Origin of the sequence: Amycolatopsis sp. AA4 (assembly GCF_002796545.1) — a bacterium.
Classification (GTDB): domain Bacteria; phylum Actinomycetota; class Actinomycetes; order Mycobacteriales; family Pseudonocardiaceae; genus Amycolatopsis.
Genome location: NZ_CP024894.1, coordinates 1,133,481 through 1,149,220, shown reverse-complemented (window position 1 = coordinate 1,149,220; position 15,740 = coordinate 1,133,481). Strand labels below are relative to the sequence as shown.

General features: G+C 69.8%; 17 protein-coding genes. 6 read left to right on the top strand and 11 right to left on the bottom strand.

Annotated features, from left to right (window positions below):
• Positions 1-59: 59 nt before the first annotated feature.
• Positions 60-644, top strand: a complete 585-nt coding sequence (locus CU254_RS05610; RefSeq protein WP_009073587.1) for a dihydrofolate reductase family protein — start codon at positions 60-62, stop codon at positions 642-644.
• Positions 645-864: 220 nt separating this feature from the next.
• Here the strand turns inward: CU254_RS05610 and CU254_RS05605 are convergent, their stop codons facing one another.
• The 3 genes from CU254_RS05605 to CU254_RS05595 all read right to left on the bottom strand — a co-directional run bounded on the left by CU254_RS05605 (position 865) and on the right by CU254_RS05595 (position 4,547).
• Positions 865-1,677 (bottom strand): aldo/keto reductase, encoded by an 813-nt coding sequence (locus CU254_RS05605; RefSeq protein WP_037712661.1) that lies wholly within the window; start codon positions 1,675-1,677, stop codon positions 865-867.
• 14 nt (positions 1,678-1,691) lie between these two features.
• Entirely contained in the window at positions 1,692-2,870 is a 1,179-nt protein-coding gene (locus CU254_RS05600; protein ID WP_009073585.1) for an MFS transporter, read from the bottom strand.
• Positions 2,871-3,212: 342 nt separating this feature from the next.
• The gene (locus tag CU254_RS05595) at positions 3,213-4,547 is read right to left on the bottom strand and encodes an aminotransferase class I/II-fold pyridoxal phosphate-dependent enzyme (RefSeq protein ID WP_009073583.1); all 1,335 of its coding nucleotides are present in this window, start codon (positions 4,545-4,547) and stop codon (positions 3,213-3,215) included.
• Positions 4,548-4,675: 128 nt separating this feature from the next.
• Between CU254_RS05595 and CU254_RS05590 the strand changes: the two genes are divergently transcribed.
• Both CU254_RS05590 and CU254_RS05585 read left to right on the top strand, forming a co-directional pair.
• Positions 4,676-5,167, top strand: coding sequence for a hypothetical protein (locus tag CU254_RS05590; protein WP_037712659.1), 492 nt, complete (start codon positions 4,676-4,678; stop codon positions 5,165-5,167).
• Between the two features lie 67 nt (positions 5,168-5,234).
• Positions 5,235-5,582: a helix-turn-helix domain-containing protein gene (locus CU254_RS05585; protein WP_009073579.1), complete on the top strand. Its 348-nt coding sequence runs from the start codon at positions 5,235-5,237 to the stop codon at positions 5,580-5,582.
• Between the two features lie 274 nt (positions 5,583-5,856).
• Here the strand turns inward: CU254_RS05585 and CU254_RS05580 are convergent, their stop codons facing one another.
• The 5 genes from CU254_RS05580 to CU254_RS05560 all read right to left on the bottom strand — a co-directional run bounded on the left by CU254_RS05580 (position 5,857) and on the right by CU254_RS05560 (position 10,049).
• A complete protein-coding gene (locus CU254_RS05580; protein WP_009073577.1) occupies positions 5,857-6,447 on the bottom strand; it encodes a ClpP family protease in 591 nt (196 codons plus the stop codon).
• The gene (locus CU254_RS05575; protein ID WP_009073576.1) at positions 6,444-7,058 is read right to left on the bottom strand and encodes a ClpP family protease; all 615 of its coding nucleotides are present in this window, start codon (positions 7,056-7,058) and stop codon (positions 6,444-6,446) included. The genes CU254_RS05580 and CU254_RS05575 overlap by 4 nt, the downstream gene beginning before the upstream one ends.
• A gap of 79 nt (positions 7,059-7,137) precedes the next feature.
• Positions 7,138-8,688 (bottom strand): hypothetical protein, encoded by a 1,551-nt coding sequence (locus tag CU254_RS05570; RefSeq protein WP_158687991.1) that lies wholly within the window; start codon positions 8,686-8,688, stop codon positions 7,138-7,140.
• A 26-nt stretch (positions 8,689-8,714) separates the two neighbouring features.
• Positions 8,715-9,392, bottom strand: a complete 678-nt coding sequence (locus CU254_RS05565; RefSeq protein ID WP_009073571.1) for a haloacid dehalogenase type II — start codon at positions 9,390-9,392, stop codon at positions 8,715-8,717.
• 9 nt (positions 9,393-9,401) lie between these two features.
• A complete protein-coding gene (locus CU254_RS05560; RefSeq protein WP_100266711.1) occupies positions 9,402-10,049 on the bottom strand; it encodes a TetR/AcrR family transcriptional regulator in 648 nt (215 codons plus the stop codon).
• A 51-nt stretch (positions 10,050-10,100) separates the two neighbouring features.
• Here CU254_RS05560 and CU254_RS05555 point away from each other — a divergent pair, with 51 nt between their 5' ends.
• Complete coding sequence (locus CU254_RS05555; RefSeq protein WP_009073567.1) at positions 10,101-10,580, top strand: VOC family protein; 480 nt, start codon at positions 10,101-10,103, stop codon at positions 10,578-10,580.
• On the opposite strand, the gene mptB is transcribed toward CU254_RS05555, so the two are convergent.
• The 3 genes from mptB to CU254_RS05540 all read right to left on the bottom strand — a co-directional run bounded on the left by mptB (position 10,577) and on the right by CU254_RS05540 (position 13,873).
• A complete protein-coding gene (gene mptB, locus CU254_RS05550) occupies positions 10,577-12,025 on the bottom strand; it encodes a polyprenol phosphomannose-dependent alpha 1,6 mannosyltransferase MptB (RefSeq protein WP_009073566.1) in 1,449 nt (482 codons plus the stop codon). The genes CU254_RS05555 and mptB overlap by 4 nt on opposite strands.
• Before the next feature lie 126 nt (positions 12,026-12,151).
• Positions 12,152-12,802: a superoxide dismutase family protein gene (locus CU254_RS05545; RefSeq protein WP_037712655.1), complete on the bottom strand. Its 651-nt coding sequence runs from the start codon at positions 12,800-12,802 to the stop codon at positions 12,152-12,154.
• A gap of 132 nt (positions 12,803-12,934) precedes the next feature.
• Complete coding sequence (locus CU254_RS05540) at positions 12,935-13,873, bottom strand: hypothetical protein (protein WP_009073561.1); 939 nt, start codon at positions 13,871-13,873, stop codon at positions 12,935-12,937.
• Between the two features lie 71 nt (positions 13,874-13,944).
• Between CU254_RS05540 and CU254_RS05535 the strand changes: the two genes are divergently transcribed.
• Positions 13,945-14,484 (top strand): PadR family transcriptional regulator, encoded by a 540-nt coding sequence (locus tag CU254_RS05535; protein ID WP_037716627.1) that lies wholly within the window; start codon positions 13,945-13,947, stop codon positions 14,482-14,484.
• Positions 14,485-14,572: 88 nt separating this feature from the next.
• Positions 14,573-15,730 (top strand): WXG100 family type VII secretion target, encoded by a 1,158-nt coding sequence (locus tag CU254_RS05530; protein WP_037712653.1) that lies wholly within the window; start codon positions 14,573-14,575, stop codon positions 15,728-15,730.
• Positions 15,731-15,740: the final 10 nt, after the last annotated feature.

The window sequence follows — 15,740 nt, the reverse complement described above, 5'->3', positions numbered from 1 at the left end:
CAGTTGTAGTTGTACGGTCCAAACCACTTCAACCATAGTACTACAGACGGAGTTATCAGATGCGAAAGCTCGTGTACTACATCGCGGTCACCCTCGACGGCCGCATCGCCGGCCCCGCGGGCGAGTTCGACTTCTTCCCCCAGGGCGACGCCCCGCAGACCGCCGCATATATGGGATTCATGAACTCGCTGTACCCGGAGACCGTCCCCACCGCGTTCCGCGCCGCTTTCGGCCTCGCGGACGCCCCGAACCGCCGGTTCGACACCGTCCTGATGGGCCGCGCGACCCACCAGCTCGATCCGAGCGTCCCCAGCCCATATGCGCACCTGCGGCAGTACGTCGTGTCGAGCACGCTGAAACCGGACCTCGACCCGGCGGTCACCGTCGTCCCCGGCGACCCGGTCGGCCTGGTGAGAGACCTGAAGAAGGAGGAAACGGAAAAGGACATCTGGCTATGCGGCGGCGGCACCCTGGCCGGGGCGCTGCTGCCGGAGATCGACGAGATCGTGCTGAAAAGCTATCCCGTGGTGGCGGGCGCAGGCATCCCGATGGTGGCGGGCGAGTTCGACCCGACGGTGTTTTCGGTGGCGGAACGAACGGCTTTTCCCAACGGGGTCACGGCTACCCGCCTGGTGCGCAACTAGCCGGGGTTTGTTTCGCCTTAGCGGGCGGGGTTCCCGCTCGTGCCGACCCGACGCGAATTGCGAGCGCGTGGCACGGAGGTTCGTGAGGGGAACCCTGACGGACTCTGATTCCCCTAGGGTTCCCCTCACGGACTTCGCACGAGCCCATCTCGGCCACGCGCACACCCGTCGCCCGGCCGGTTCACCAGAGAGGAACCCGCAGCGGCGGCGGGAAGCCGGGTCAGTTGAACTGATCCGGGTCCGGCCCGGTGCGCAGGCCGCGGTCGGAGGCGGCGATCGCGGCGAGGTCGTCGTCGGTCAGCGCGAAGTCGAAGACGTCCAGGTTCTGCCGGATCCGGGCGGGCGTCACGGACTTCGGGATCACGATGTTGCCCAGCTGCAGGTGCCAGCGCAGCACGACCTGCGCGGCCGATTTGCCCGTGCGCTCGGCGATTTCGGTGATCGCCGGGTCGGTCAGGACCGCGCCCTGGGCCAGCGGGCTCCACGCTTCCGTCGCGATGCCGTGCTCGGCGTGGAAGGCGCGCAGTTCCTTCTGCTGAAGACCCGGGTGCAGCTCGATCTGGTTGACCGCGGGCACGAGGTCGCTGGTGTCGAGCAGGCGACGCAGGTGCGCGGGCTGGAAGTTGGAGACGCCGGCGGCGCGGATCCGGCCGTCCTTGGCGAGGTGTTCCAGGGCGCGCCAGGTGTCGAGGTAGCGGTCGCGGGCGGGCGTCGGCCAGTGGATCAGGTACAGGTCGACGTAGTCGAGACCGAGTTTCGCGAGGCTGGCGTCGAAGGCGCGCAGGGTGGAGTCGTAACCCTGGTCTTCGTTCCACAGCTTGGTGGTGACGAAGAGTTCCTCGCGGGAGATCCCGGACTCGGCGATGGCGCGGCCGACGCCTGCTTCGTTGCCGTAGATCGCGGCGGTGTCGATGCTGCGGTAGCCCGCTTCGAGCGCGCTGGCCACCGCGGCGGTGGTCTCGTCGTCCGGGACCTGGAAGACGCCGAAGCCGAGCTGCGGAATTTCGACGCCGTTGTTCAGGCGGATCTTCATGGATGTTGCCTTTCTCAGTGCTGGACAAGGGGTTCGGCCACGGCGACGCGCGGCCGCCGCTCGAGCGCGGCCGACAAGACCGCGAGGCCGAGCGCGGAACCGGCGAGCGCGACCCCGACCCAGTTCGGTGCGGTGTAACCGAATCCGGCGGAAATCACGACGCCGCCGAGCCACGCGGACAGCGCGTTGCCGAGGTTGAACGCGCCGATGTTGACGACGGAGGCGAGCGTCGGCGCGCCGTGCGCCTGGTCGAGAACGCGCTTCTGCAGCGGCGGCACAGTGGCGAAGCCGAGCGCGCCGATCAGCAGAATCGTTGCCGCGGCGAGGACTTTGCTGTGCGCGGTGACGGTGAACAGCGCCAGTACGATCGCGAGGCCGCCGAGGCTGACGTAGAGCATCGGCATGAGCTTGCGGTCGGCGAACCGGCCGCCGGTCAGGTTGCCGAGGAACATGCCGACGCCGAACAGCACCAGCAGCCAGGTCACCGCGCCCGCCGAATACCCGGCGATCTCGGTCATCATCGGGGCGATGTAGGTGATCGCGGCGAAGACCCCGCCGAAACCGAGCACCGTCATGGCCATCGCGAGGATCACCTGGACGTTCCGGAACGCGGCCAGCTCCTTGCGCAGATGCGCCCCCTCGGGCCGCGGCAGGTCCGGCACCAGCTTCGCGACGCCGGCGAGCCCGACGACGCCGAGCGCCGCGACGACCCCGAACGTGACCCGCCAGCCGACCGCCTGCCCGACGAACGTCCCGAGCGGCACGCCGACGATGTTGGCGACCGTGAGGCCAGTGAACATGATCGCGATCGCCCCGGCCCGCTTGTCCGGCGCGACGAGCTCCGCCGCGACGACCGAGCCGATCCCGAAGAACGCCCCGTGCGCGAGCGACGCGACAATCCGCCCGGCGAGCATGACCCCGAAAACGGGCGCGACCGCCGAAAGCAGGTTCCCCGCGATGAACAGGCCCATGAGCAGCATGAGCATGGTCTTGCGATTGATCTTCGTCCCGAGAACGGTCATCACCGGGGCGCCCGCGACGACCCCGAGCGCGTAACCCGTCACCAGGAAACCGGCCGAGGGAATGGACACCCCGAAGTCGGCGGCGATCTCGGGGAGAAGACCCATGATCACGAATTCGGTGGTGCCGATCCCGAACGCCCCGATGGCCAGCGCTACCAGTGCTAGTGGCATGAGCCCGCGTCTCCTTGGTCTGCGTGTTGGTGCCTCTTGTCGGCTTCAGCAATAGTTGCATACGCGGCATGTTGTTGGCGCTTGTTGTTGATGGAGGTCACAGTTGCGGCCTGATTCGTCGGATGCCCAGGCGGGAGTGGTCGCGGGACCTCGGAGGAATTCAGCCGCAAGATGAGGTCGGCGGGCGGGGCGAGCACCGCAGCGGCCATCGCACCCCCGAGGGAGCCGACAATCGAGGCGAGCAAAGCCGCACCCTGCGCGAATCCCAGAGCTCCGGCGGGAGGCCGATCAACGGTTCAACCCTGCGTCACGCTCGGCGGCGATGTCGTTCCGGCGATCGGCTCAGTCCGCCAGCCGGTCGAGTGCTTGCTTCAACTGCGGGATCCACGCCTCGTGCTCGGGCTTCATCAGCACCGACCGCAAGATGGTGACCGTCTCGGCGTCGCGTTCGACATTCGGGTGCAGGGCGGCAAAAGCATCCGCGTCGACGCGCAATGTGGACAGATACAGCGGGTTTTCCTTGTCTGCCATGCCGTTCTGAAGAATCAGATTGGCAGCTTCGGTGATCTCGCTCATCCGTGTCCGTCGAGGCCAGTAGGTGACGATGTCCAAAGTGGGCTCCAGATGGAGCGCGAACCGGTCGGACTCCTTGAGCAGTCCGGCGAAATCGTTCGCCGCTCGACGGCAGGCGGACAGCAATCGGCCGAGGCCGCGGTCTCGTTGCAGCGGGAAGGCTTGCAGGGTAAGCCAAAGCGCTCCGGCGGCAGCGCCCGCGCGGGAGCATTCCAGGGAGATCTCCCCGAGGTGCAACTCGTCGGAAGTGAAATAAGTATAGGGAGAATCGTGTTTGTAGAACCGGCCGACTGCCGGGTCGGCGAACAACACCGCGCCGCATCCGTAGGGCTGGAGGCCGTGTTTGTGCGGGTCGACGACGACGGAATCGCACGAGCCGATCGCGCGATAGGCCGCGTATTCGTCCAGCAAGGCATAGAACCCGCCGTATGCGCCGTCGACGTGCAGGCGGACTCCGTACCGTTCCTTCAGCGCGAGGGCCTGCTGAATGTCGTCGACCGCGCCGAGTCCGGTGGTTCCCGGCGTCAGCACCACCGTGCCGACGCCGCCGCTGCGGATTTCAGCTTCGACCGCTGACATATCAACGCGACCGTCGGGAAGTGCTCGCACCGCGCGGGATTCCACGCCGAGCACCTGGCACATGCGGCCGTGCGTGTAGTGCGCGTCCCGCGAGTGGACGACCGCCTTGCCCGGGGCCAGTTCGCGGGCGACCCAGAGGGCTTCGAGGTTCGCGATGGTTCCGCTGGAGGTGAGATGGCCGAGCGACGGTTGCGCGAACCCGAACATCCGCGCCAGGTCCGCGATGACCTCGACCTCCATCGGCGAGGTGGCCTGCGACGCGTCGAGCGCGTGGTTGTTCGGGTTGACCACCATCGCGGCGAGGTAGGCGGCGACCGCGACCGGATGCGGCGGTTTGAGCATCTGGCCTGCGTAGCGGGGGTGGAAAAACGGGAAGGACGCGGCCATCCGGGTGGCGTAGGCGTCGAGCAGCGCGGGCAGGTCGACGTCCGGCTGGCTGGCCGGGGACGGCGGGAACGGACCCCATGTGCGTTCCCAGGCCTCGACGCCGCGGAGAGCCTGGTCGATCAGTTCGCGCCGGTCCATGCGTCACCCCGTCGGTCGCCGGTTCCTGCCTCCCAGGCACCCTACCGACTTGCGCGAAGTGGATTGGGCCTCTCACCTCGGCGCTCTAAGGTGTGACGAGTTTTCTTTCGCGCGGTGAGGAGCTCCCGATGACTGACGGCCCGACGTCCGAACCGGCTCCGCCGAGGGCGGGCGAATCGACCGAGGGAACACCGTCGGACGACGCGCAGGGCACGACGGCCGGTCTGCCGCCTTCCGGGTCCGCGCAGCAGGCTATGCCGCAGGCGTGGCCAACGCACCCAGGGCCACCGGCCGGGCAGCCGCAACCAGGGCCGGGTCAGCCGAACGTCCAGCAATACCCGGGCTACTCCCCCCTGCCCGCTCCGGCGAACGGCGTCTGGCTGGGCGTCGCGGCGCTGGTGCTCGGCATTCTCGGCTGCGTGGTCCCGCTGCTGCCGATCGACCTGAGCGGCGTCCGGGCTTACGTCGCGCTCCCGTTCGGGTTCGCCGGGCTGGCCTGCGGGCTCGTCGGCGTCATCGGACGGCGCACGGCCAAGCCGCTGTCCGGGGTGGGCCTCGGGGCGTCGGCGCTCGCGCTGGTGCTCGGCGTGATCATGCTCGGCAATCAAGTCGCGGGATGACGACCTGGCGTTCTGCCCTGAGCGGAACCGCTGTCGCCGCGGGCCCGGCGGATGCCAGGCTGGGCCTATGGCGGACATCCTTCCTTTCCACCAGCGCCGCGCCCCCGCCCGGGACGACGAGGCGGAACCCCTGTGGCGCGAGGTCCTCGGCCGCAGTCTCCGCTCCGCCCGGGAAAACCAGGGCGAGCGGCTCGTCGACGTTGCCGAGCGGGCCGGGATCTCGCCGCAGTACCTGTCCGAGATCGAGCGCGGCCGGAAGGAACCGTCGAGCGAGATGATCGCCGCGGTGACCGGCGCGCTCGGGGTCAACCTGACCGGCCTGCTGAGCGGAATCGTCGGCGACCTGCGGCGGATCAGCGTCGTCGGACCGAGGCCTGCGCGGCGTCCGGCCGGGCCGGTGCTGATGGCGGCTTGAGCCGAATCGCCAGCGACCGGGGACCGACCCGCGGCCAACGCCCCGCAAAGCCCGAACCGACCCGGGCGGCGGCACGCTCCGCGGGCGAGAACCCGAGCCGCTGACTCTCCAGCGACACCGCACGGCCGAACCGGTACCGGCGGCGGCCCAAGCCACTGCACAAGAACCGCCACCAGCAGGCCATCGACCAACCCATCACCCCGCCCGAACGAGGACCGAGGGGCCCGAACAGCGAAGCCGCGGGCCGGAACCCCGCCCCGGCCCGCGCCCCGCCTCACGGGCGAGCTTCGATCACCTGATCCGCCAGCCCGTACTCCACCGCCCCGGCCGCGTCGAAAACCCGGTCTCGGTCGGTGTCGTGGCGCAGCTCCGCGACGTCGTGGCCGGTGTGCCGGGACGTGATCTCCTCCAGTTGCGTCCGGACCCGGATCACCTCGTCCGCCTGCAGGATCAGGTCCGGGATCGTCCCGCGGCCCTGCGCGGCCGGCTGATGCAGCACCACGCGCGCGTGCGGCAGCACCGAGCGGCGGCCAGCGGCGCCGGCGGCGAGCAGCACCGCGCCTGTCGCCACCGCCTGGCCCACGCAGGTCGTCGCCACCGGGGCCTTGATGAAGCGCATCGTGTCGTACAGCGCCAGCATCGCCGCCGGGTCGCCGCCCTCGGAATTGATGTACAGGTTGATTTCCTGCTCCGGGTTGTCCGACTCCAGGAACAACAACTGTGCGATCAACGCGTTCGCGACGCCCGAGTCGATCGCCGTTCCCAGGTACACGATCCGTTCCGACAGCAAATGCGAGTAGACGTCCATGATCCGCTCGCCGCCGGGACTGCGGGTCACGACGTTCGGGATGGTGTAGGTGCTCATGCGCGTACCCCCAGGCCCATCGCGTGCGTGCGCACCGGCACGACCTGCTCCAGGCGGTCGACGATCTGGTCGATGAAGCCGTAGTCCTTCGCCTCCGCGGCGGTGTACCACCGGTCGTGCAGGGAATCGGCGAAAATGCGGTCGAACGGTTGTCCAGTGTCCTGCGCGGTGAGGCCCAGCACGGTGTCCCGCGTGTACCGCAGGTCGTCGGCCTGCACCTCGACCTCCACGGCCGAGCCGCCGATTCCCGCGGATCCCTGGTGCATCAGGATTCGCGCGTGCGGCAGGGCGAATCGCTTCCCGGGAGTGCCCGCGGACAGCAGGAACTGCCCGGCGCTGCAGGCCAGCCCGAGCGCGAGCGTCGACACGTCGCAGGGCACCAGCCGCATCACGTCGCGGATCGCGAGCATCGACGGGACCGAACCGCCGGGCGAGTGGATCCACAGCGCGATGTCCTTGACCGGGTCCTCGCCGGCCAGCGACAGCATCTGGGTCGCGAGGACCGTCCCGTTGTCGTCGTCGAGCACGCCGTCCAGTACGAGGACCCGCTGGCTCAGGAACCGTTCCCGAAGCCGCTGGTCGAACATCGGCGGAGTCGATTCGTTGGTCATGCCCCGACTGTGCCGCCGCGGGACCCGTCGCCGCCGCTTTCGCTGCCGACGGCAGATCTGCTGTGAGCAGCGCGGGAAGTCAGCCGGTTTTGCGGACCAGGTTCGTGTACCCGGCCAGTGCCAGCGTCGCCAGGCCCCACACCGCGACCTGCACGCCCCAGATCGCCGCCGTGAAAACCTGCCCGGGCACGCTCGCGGTGTCGAGGTCGCAGCGGCTCCGCAGACCGGTCGGCGCGATCGGCAACCCCCGGTCCAGTCCCAGGCCGATCAGCTCCACCGGCGAACACGCCGCTCCCGTCGCGACCCGTTCCGCCGCGTGGTGCCCGGGGCGGGTTTCCGTTGCCCCGGCCCACAATCCGAGCACGCCCGCGGCGACGAGTGCGAGCAGCAACGCCGCCGCCGTACGTCGCGCGCGGTAGCCGTATCCGGCCAGCGCACCCCAAAGCCAGTGGAACAGCCGCGACATCCGCCCGCCGAGCGCTTCCGGCGCGCGGCGGCGCAGGTCGTCCTGCTGTGCGATCAGAATGGCGCGCACGTTGCCGTCGTGGCCCGCGGTCCGTTCGACGGCCGCCAGCTTCTGGTAACCGGTGGCGTCGTAATACTCGGTGTGGCAGCGAAGCAGGTGCAGCCACCGCCGCCAGCCGAAGGCCGGATCGATGGCGGCGTAAGTGAATTCGTCCAGCCACACCAGTTCGGTGTGGGCGCATTCGGGGCTCGAGCTTCCGTCGGGACACACGAGGCCGTCCGGCAGGAACACCGTGGTGGCTTTGGCGTCGGAGAGCCCGAGCAGCCTGCCCTCCGGGGACGTGACGCGCGTGGTCGCGGAGAACTGGAGCTGCCCGCCGATCTGCGCGCCCTGCAAGCGCACCGCGCCGATCTCCCCGTTGCCGCTCAGCTTCGAGTCCCGGATCAGCACGCTGCGCCCGACGGTCAGGTTTTCCGCCTCGACGGCCGGGCCGCGGTCGTTGAAGACCGTGATGCTCTGGCATTCCAGCGGACCGCCGATGCGCGCGGCGTTGAGGCGGATCGCGCCGTCGGCCGAGGAGCCGGTGATCCGGGTTCCCTGGTGCAGGTACAGTCCGTTGCCCAGCTCCGCCGAACTCGCCTCGAGCGCGAACCCGGCCGGATTGGAGATCTCCGCGTCCCGGCACTGCAGATTCCCGCCGATGTGCGCGCCGATCAGCCGGATCGCCCCGTTCGGGCTGTTCCCGGTGATCCGCACGCCGTCGGAAAGGTGCAGGCCTCCCTCGATCCGCACCTGGGACGCGTCCAGACCCGGCAGGCGCCCGCCGATCAGGTACAGGTGCGGCAGCCGCGCCTGGCGCGCGAGCACCGGCTGGTCGAAGACGCAGGTGAACAGCATCAGCCCGGCGGTCGCGGTGGCGCCGTCGAGGTTCAGTTTTCCGGTGACGCGCGCCAGCTTCAGCATGATCCCGCGCGGGTCGAGTTCGCCGTGCCGGCCGAGGAGCAGGTCGCGCAGGACCTCCGCGCGCACGAGGTGGTCCGGGCTTTCGGTTTCGGCCAGCTCCGCGACGTCGATCTGGGCCGCGCCGAGCAGTTCGCCCTCGCGGGCCGACTCGACCAGACGGCGTTCGAAGTCGCTGAGATCGGTCACCCGGGGCGCTGTCACGCCCGAGATCATGCCGGGTCCGGGGCTCAGCCGCGACCGCGTCCGAGCTGGTCGGCGAGGTCCGCGAGGCCGTCGGCCCGCAGGTCGAACCGGTCGGCGGGGGCGGGCGGATCGCCGACCGGACGGCTGACGTACGCGGTCCGGAACCCGGCGTCTTGCGCCCCGCGCAGGTCCCAGGCGTGCGCGGCGACCATCAGCAGTCGCTCCGGCTCGCGGCCGGCGACGTCGACGGCGAGCCGGTAGACGTCCGGAGCCGGCTTGTAGGTGCGGGCGTTTTCGGCGGACAGCACGGTGTGCCAGCGCAGTCCGGCGTTCGCGCACAGGTCGAGCAGGACGGTCCGGCTCGCGTTGGACAGTCCGACCAGCGGGAATCGTTCGGCGAGGCGGGCGAGCCCGTCAATGGTGTCCGGCCACGGCGGCAGCTGCCGAGCCGCGAGCGCCAGCTCCGCGGCATCGCCGGCACCGACAGCGTCGGCGACGGCCTGCGCGGCTTCCCGGTCGATGACGTCACTCGCGACGTACGGCCGTTCCCCGGCGACAATGCGGCCCTGCTCCCGCTCGACGTGCTTCTGCCACACCGAAAGCAGGTCTTCGACCTCCGGGTCAGCGAGCGAGGGCGCGAATTTCCGGATCCCTGCCCGGATTCCGGCCGGTTCGTCGACAAGCGTGCCGAGCACGTCGAACACGAGCACCTCGATGTCCATGATCGCAACCTATCCGGACGCCTCGGACAGGGCAACCAGCGCCGTTCGCAGCCAGCGGCCGTATTCCGCCGCGGCCCAGCCCTTGACGCGCCGCAGATGCACCATCGTGTCCGCGCACAGCAGGGCGTCCGTGGTGCTCGCGAATTGCTCGATGTCCACAGTGGACGAAAGAAGGCCGTCCTGTGCCGCGCGGGACCAGAATTCCTTGCACAGCCGTGCTGTCTCCCGCCGCCCGGACTGCGCTGCCTCAGCGATTTCCGGCTCCGCTCCTTCAGCTTGTACCGCGACCTCCAGCAAAGCTCCGGCACGATCCGCGATTCCGACCGTGACGTCCGCGAGCGCGTTCAGCCGTTCCGCCAAAGTCGCGGCGGTCATCGCGTCCTGGGCTCGCGGCCGGTGCGCGACGTCGATCGGCTCCGCGTCCCCCACGAGCGCTTCGTCGATGACTCGTCGGAACAACGCCGCCTTGGTCCCGAAGCGGACGTACACCGTCCTCGGCGCGACTCCGGCCCGCCGCGCGACCTGCGTCAGCGCGGTGGCCGCGTAGCCGTGTTCCAGAAACAGCTCCCGCGCCGCGGCCACGACGAGCGCCTCGGTCCGCGCGATCCGGGCGGCCCCGAACTCCGCCCGGGCATCGGCCTTGACCTGGTCCTTCATCAGATGCATCCTAGCTGCATTGCAGTCGCACTGCAGCAGTGGAGGTCATCGATGATTCCCACCCTCGACGGAGTGCATCACCTGAAGCTGCCGGTGGCCGACCTCGACCGGTCGGCGGCCTGGTACGCCGACCGGCTCGGCTACGCGGTCGCCCTCGAATTCCGCCAGCACGGCCGCCGGACCGGCGTCACGATGACGCATCCGCGCGGCGGGCCGGACCTCGGACTCGTGCTCGACCCGGACCTCGCCCGCGCCGCGGCCGGATTCGACTACTTCTCCATCGGCGTCCCGGACCGGGCCGGCCTCACCGAACTCGCCGCCGACCTCACCCGCCGCGGTGAGCAGCACGCGGGCGTCCACTTCGCGACCCTCGGCTGGATCCTGCCCGGCCTGCACGATCCGGACGGGCACGAGGTCCGCTTCTACACCACCGAATCGCACACCACACTCGACCCGGAGAAGCCGCTGGTGGTCGACGACGCGATCGCGTCCGCGCGAGCCGCCGAACAGGTCTGGCTGAGCCAGCGTTAGTCCACTGTGGACGCTTTACGCAGCGCGAAGAACGCCGCGACCACCACCGCGAGCCCGATCACGTACGCGAGCACCAGCAATCCGACGCGGCCGCTGAAGTTGCCGCCCACCGGCGGAAGCACAATCGAAAACACGGCGACGAGCGTGATCACCACGGACCGCACGCGCCCAGCGGGCAGCGACGCGGCCAGCGGAACCACTGCCCACAGCAGATACCACGGTTGCACCACAGGCCCGAAAACCACGACCGCGCTCAGCATCAGCCCTAGCGAGCGGACCGCGTCGATCCGCCCGGTCCACTGCCGCTGCAGCACCACGACGATCGCGGCCGCGGTGAGCACGTATCCGATGATCTTGCCGACGCCGATCATCGTCTGCGTGAGGTGCGCGCCGAACAGCGAACCGACGCCGCCGACGAGAAAGCCGAACCAGTTCGTCGGCGCCATCCAGCTGTTGACCTCCCCCGAGGTCGTCAGCGCCGACACCCAGCTGAACCCGATCCCCGACGCGAGCGAAACCGCCGCCGACACTGCCGCGAAAACAACGACCATCGCGGCACCGGCGAGCAGGAATTCGCCGATCCGGCCGCGGCGGCGGGCCATCGCCGTTCCGACCGCGGCCAGCGCGACCAGCGCGGGCACCTTGACTTCCGCGCCGAGCGCGACGAGCAGCACCCCGCCCGCGAGCGGCCACCAGCGGATCCGATCGCCCAGCGCGTTCAGCGCGATCGCCACGCCCGCGACCATCAGGCCGACCATCAGCGAGTCGTTGTGCATCCCCGCGACCACGTGCCACAGAACGAGCGGGTTCAGCACGCCCAGCCACAACGCGACCCGCGGCGACGCTCCCGCCGCGGCGGCCAGCCGCGGCACCGCCCAGACGATCAGCACCAGCCCGGCCACCTCGACCAGCCGGTGCAGCGCGACGCCGACGATCGGGTTCCCGCCGGACACCTGCGCGATGACCCGCTCGACCACACCGAACAACGGCCCGTACGGCGACGGCGTCTCGCGCCAGTAAACGCTGACCCTGCCGACGATGTCGGACGCCGACCCGAGTGCTTGCTGCGGCCCGACGGCGTTGAGGTCAAACCCGTGCGCGGCCACCGCACCCTGCGCGAGATAGCTGAAGACGTCCCCGCTGAACAACGGCGGCACGACGAGCAACGGCCCGCACCACAACGCGAGCGTCCACTTAAGCCAGCGCGCGTCGGGAAGGTCGGAGGCGAGGACGCGTCCGCCGAGCAACGCCCACGCGAGCACTACGAGGCCGACGCCAGCGATCCCGCCCGCGAACGGCAGGACCCCGGACCTCCCGGCGGCCCCGGCGTACACCGCGACGGCCAGCAGCACCACGCCGCCGAAGCCGGTCCAGCGCAGGCTCGCCGCGGACGCGAAGCTGAAAAACCGCACGGGCCGCGAGAGCGTGACCGGCTGACTAGACATGCACCGATCGTAGTAGCCGCCTCCCGCACTGCCTCCGGCTATCCGTCCGTGAGGGGAACCCTGAGGGAATCAGATTCCCTCAGGGTTCCCCTCACAGACCTTCGCCCGCCATGGTCCACAAAGGACTCAGTTCTGGTCCCGGGTGAGCACACCGCAGGCGAACCGGGAACCCGCGTCGCCGGTCGCCTTGGTTTTCGCGTCCGGCACCGGTGCGTTGGGGTCGCCCCGGACGCTGTAGCGGTCGGCGGGAATGTTCGCGAAATTGTCGGACTTCGAGTGCACGATGATCGAGGTCCCGTCAGGACCGAACAACTGGTCCAGGGTGAAGGTGTCCAGCACGAACTTGAGGTACCCACGACCGTTCGACCGCACCTGGACCGGCGGCAGCTGCCCGATCGGCAGCCCGGTGTGCGGGTCCATCGGCATCAGATGCCCGCCCGCCGCGGTGAACGGGTTTTTCGGGTCGCCGACGGTGCAGTTTCCCTTTTCGTGAATGTGCATGCCGTGGAAACCGGGCGTGAAATTCCGTTTGAGGTACACCTCGACCCAAACGGCGTGCGAACGGCTGTCGGCGGTGAACCATGCGGAGCCGACCTCGTCGCCCTTGGCGTCTTTGAGCGTGGCGGAGGCGGAGTCGCCGTCGCGGTAGGCCGCCCCGGCAGGCTGCCGGTCCGTCTCCGGCGACTGCTGGCCGCTTTGGCTGCTGGCCGCCGGAGCCAAGCCCATGACCAGTGCGCAGGCACCCAACGCGCCTGCCACCAACTTCTTACTGCGCACGGTATCTCCCTGAGGGCACTGGTGATCTCTGACCGCTCCAGAATCGGGCCTCGCCTTCCCGGTGGCCAGGGGCCAGATGGAACTAACCGGGTCCTGCGCGCGGCGGAATGTCATCTTGCGCACTCTCTCCGGTCAGGAAGAATATTCGGCGATCAGCCGTTTCACCGTCTCGTACGCCGGTTTCGGAGAATAGTCGTCCCGCAGCAACCCGAACCGATTCTCCCTCGGACCGCTCGACAATCCGTCCCGCAGCCCGAAAATCTCGTACGTGTCCACCCCGGCCTCGGCCGCCAGCCCGAACACAGTGCGCGCCACGGATTCCATCACCTGGACCTGGCGCTCCTCCGAATTCTCCGGTCCGGTCGGCCAGCCGGTCTCGGTGATGTGAATCGGCACGCTCTCCGGAATCCCGATCGCTGAGGCGGATTCGCGATACGACCGCACGACATGAGTCACCGCGCCTGCCAACGCGTCGGCAGGCACTGGGCGGAAAACATCCGGAAAGAAGTCCAGGCCAAGGAAATCGACCCGCGCCAGCACCTCCGGGTCCACCGCCGCGCGCACCGCAGCCCAGAACGGATCGCCCGGCAACGCGACCGCGGCGTTGAACCCGATCGTCACGTCGACCCCGAGCCGCGTCCGCTCGTCCAGCGCCGCCGCGAGCCCGGCCCCGAGTGCTTCGTAGCAACCCGGACTGCCGCCGTCGAGCGGCGCGGCCACGTTGACCTCCTCGCAGACCTGCAGTTTCCCGCCGCCCAGTTCGGCGACCTCGCGCACCGCGGCGCGGACCGCGTCGGCGAACCCGTCCGGATCGGCCTCCGGACTGCCGTAGCCGAGGACGTAGTCGACCACCCGTCCGTCGCCGAGATACGGCACCGGGTCGGGCGGCGTCGGCTCGTGCGGACCCCGGTAGCTGCGATAGCACCGCACATAGAACCGTTCCGTGCCCTTCGCGAGGTCTCGCAACGCTTCCGCGGTCCGCTCGACGTCCTCCGGCGGCGCGTCGATGAAGGTTTCCAGCCGCACCAGATCCGCGCTGACCACGCCAGGCCACACGCCAAAGACGATCACGAGTCATCTCCTCCAGTAGTCGTATACGAGCACCGTACTCGTATACGACTAGCGTGCGCTACCCTGGTCCGGTGCCGACGAACGCCCTGGACAACCCGCTCGTGCTGCCGATGCTGGGCCTGCTCGTGGAAACCCCGCGCCACCAGTACGCGCTCCTGCGCGAACTCCGCACGCGCTATCCGTTCCTGAACCCGAAAACGTCGACCGTGTACACGCTGGTCGGCACGCTGACCCGCAAGGGCCTCGTCGAACCGGACGGCGACGGCGACCCGCAGCCGGTGCGGCTGACCGAAGCGGGCCTCGCCGATTTCCGCGAACGGATCGAACGGCAGCTGCGCGACGCCGACCCGAACCTCGACTCCCGGTTCCTGATCGCGCTGGCCTACCTCGGCGCGCTGCCGCCTTCCCGCGCGGTGACCCTGCTGCGCGACCGGGCAGAGCGGGTCGGCGAGCAGCACCGTGAGCTGGCGAAGACGCTCGACAACGCCGATTTGCCGGAAATGCAGATGATCGAGGTGCATTTCCTGGTTTCGCGACTCCGGCACGACGCCGGATGGCTCGCCCGCACCGCGGACCGGATCGAGAACGGAGACCTCGTCCCGCCCCGGTGAGCACAGCTTTCATCGTGATTTCATCGCCGTCCCTTACCGTGCGCGAGTGCCCGGCGGAAGCCGGCCGGGCAGAGGCGAAGGTGGGGGTATGACCGGCGAATCCGGATCAGTGGTCGACGCCGCGTCGGCCGGGGTGGAAAACCTGGCGGACTCGGCGCTCGCGGGACTCGACAAGGCGGGGCCGGTCGGCGACCTGGCCAAACCAGTGGTGTCCGCGCTGCGCAACGTGTGGGAGGGCTACTTCGGGGCCCCGATCCCGCCCGGCGGCACCAACTGGAACGCCTACACGCACCAGCAGCTGTACCAGATGCTGTGGGAGAAGGCCGACGTCGGCGACGTCAGCACGGTCGCGGCGGAATGGCAGCGGCACGGCTCGGAAATGCGCGCGCACGCCGATTCGCTCAAGGAGCAGCAGGGGACGCTGCACGAGAACTGGCGAGGACACGCCGCCGAACGCGCGTCCGGACGGCTGGGTTCGCTCGGCGAGCGCGCGTCCGGGATCGGCGACCGCGCCGGGACCGTCGGCGGCGCGGCCCAGAACGCGGGCGATTCGCTCGCCGTCGCGCGCAACACCATGCCGAAGCCGCCGGGCGACCCGACTGGGGGCGCAGTCGCCGCGGCGGCGGCCGGAGCGGGTGCGGGCGCGGTCATCGGCGGGATCCTCGGGGCCGGCGCGGGCGGGATCGGCGCCGGCCCGGGTGCGTTGATGGGCGCCGCGATCGGCGCGGTCGCGGGCGGCGGGGCGAGCCTGTTCGCCGCGAATGTCCAGGCGGCCGAACAGAAAGCCGAAGCGGTGCACGTGATGCAGCGCTACGAAGCCAGCTTGCACAAGAGTTCGCGCGCGATCAATCCGCCGCCCGCCGGGGCGACCACCGCGGATTCCTACGGCGCGGACGAGTCGACCAGTGCGTCGAGCTACGTCGGCCCGCTCGGCGGAGCAGGCGCCGGGGTCGGCGCGGGCAGCGGCATGCCGTGGGGCGCGCTGACCACCGCGGCCCCGGTCGAATCCGGGCTGACCGCCGGACTTCGCTCCGCGCTCGGCATGGAGGGCGCGCTGCTCGCCCGCAACGCCGCGATGGCGGAGATGGCCGCCGCCCGCGCGGCCAGCGGCAACGGCATGATGCCCGGCCGCGGCGCGGGCGCGTCGCAGGAGGAGGAAGAGGAGCACAAGAACAAGATGCCGGTGCTCGACCAGCCGCTCCTGCACCCCGAAGACAAGACCATCAGCCCGGTGATCGGGCTGTGACGGACAGGAG

Excerpts from the sequence above, each read along its gene's own strand:
- CU254_RS05600 (WP_009073585.1), bottom strand. The coding sequence starts at position 2,870 with ATGCCACTAGCACTGGTAGCGCTGGCCATCGGGGCGTTCGGGATCGGC.
- CU254_RS05555 (WP_009073567.1), top strand. The coding sequence starts at position 10,101 with ATGATTCCCACCCTCGACGGAGTGCATCACCTGAAGCTGCCGGTGGCC.
- CU254_RS05595 (WP_009073583.1), bottom strand. The coding sequence starts at position 4,547 with ATGGACCGGCGCGAACTGATCGACCAGGCTCTCCGCGGCGTCGAGGCC.
- mptB (WP_009073566.1), bottom strand. The coding sequence starts at position 12,025 with ATGTCTAGTCAGCCGGTCACGCTCTCGCGGCCCGTGCGGTTTTTCAGC.
- CU254_RS05605 (WP_037712661.1), bottom strand. The coding sequence starts at position 1,677 with ATGAAGATCCGCCTGAACAACGGCGTCGAAATTCCGCAGCTCGGCTTC.
- CU254_RS05560 (WP_100266711.1), bottom strand. The coding sequence starts at position 10,049 with ATGAAGGACCAGGTCAAGGCCGATGCCCGGGCGGAGTTCGGGGCCGCC.
- CU254_RS05565 (WP_009073571.1), bottom strand. The coding sequence starts at position 9,392 with ATGGACATCGAGGTGCTCGTGTTCGACGTGCTCGGCACGCTTGTCGAC.
- CU254_RS05610 (WP_009073587.1), top strand. The coding sequence starts at position 60 with ATGCGAAAGCTCGTGTACTACATCGCGGTCACCCTCGACGGCCGCATC.
- CU254_RS05580 (WP_009073577.1), bottom strand. The coding sequence starts at position 6,447 with ATGAGCACCTACACCATCCCGAACGTCGTGACCCGCAGTCCCGGCGGC.
- CU254_RS05590 (WP_037712659.1), top strand. The coding sequence starts at position 4,676 with ATGACTGACGGCCCGACGTCCGAACCGGCTCCGCCGAGGGCGGGCGAA.
- CU254_RS05530 (WP_037712653.1), top strand. The coding sequence starts at position 14,573 with ATGACCGGCGAATCCGGATCAGTGGTCGACGCCGCGTCGGCCGGGGTG.
- CU254_RS05585 (WP_009073579.1), top strand. The coding sequence starts at position 5,235 with ATGGCGGACATCCTTCCTTTCCACCAGCGCCGCGCCCCCGCCCGGGAC.
- CU254_RS05575 (WP_009073576.1), bottom strand. The coding sequence starts at position 7,058 with ATGACCAACGAATCGACTCCGCCGATGTTCGACCAGCGGCTTCGGGAA.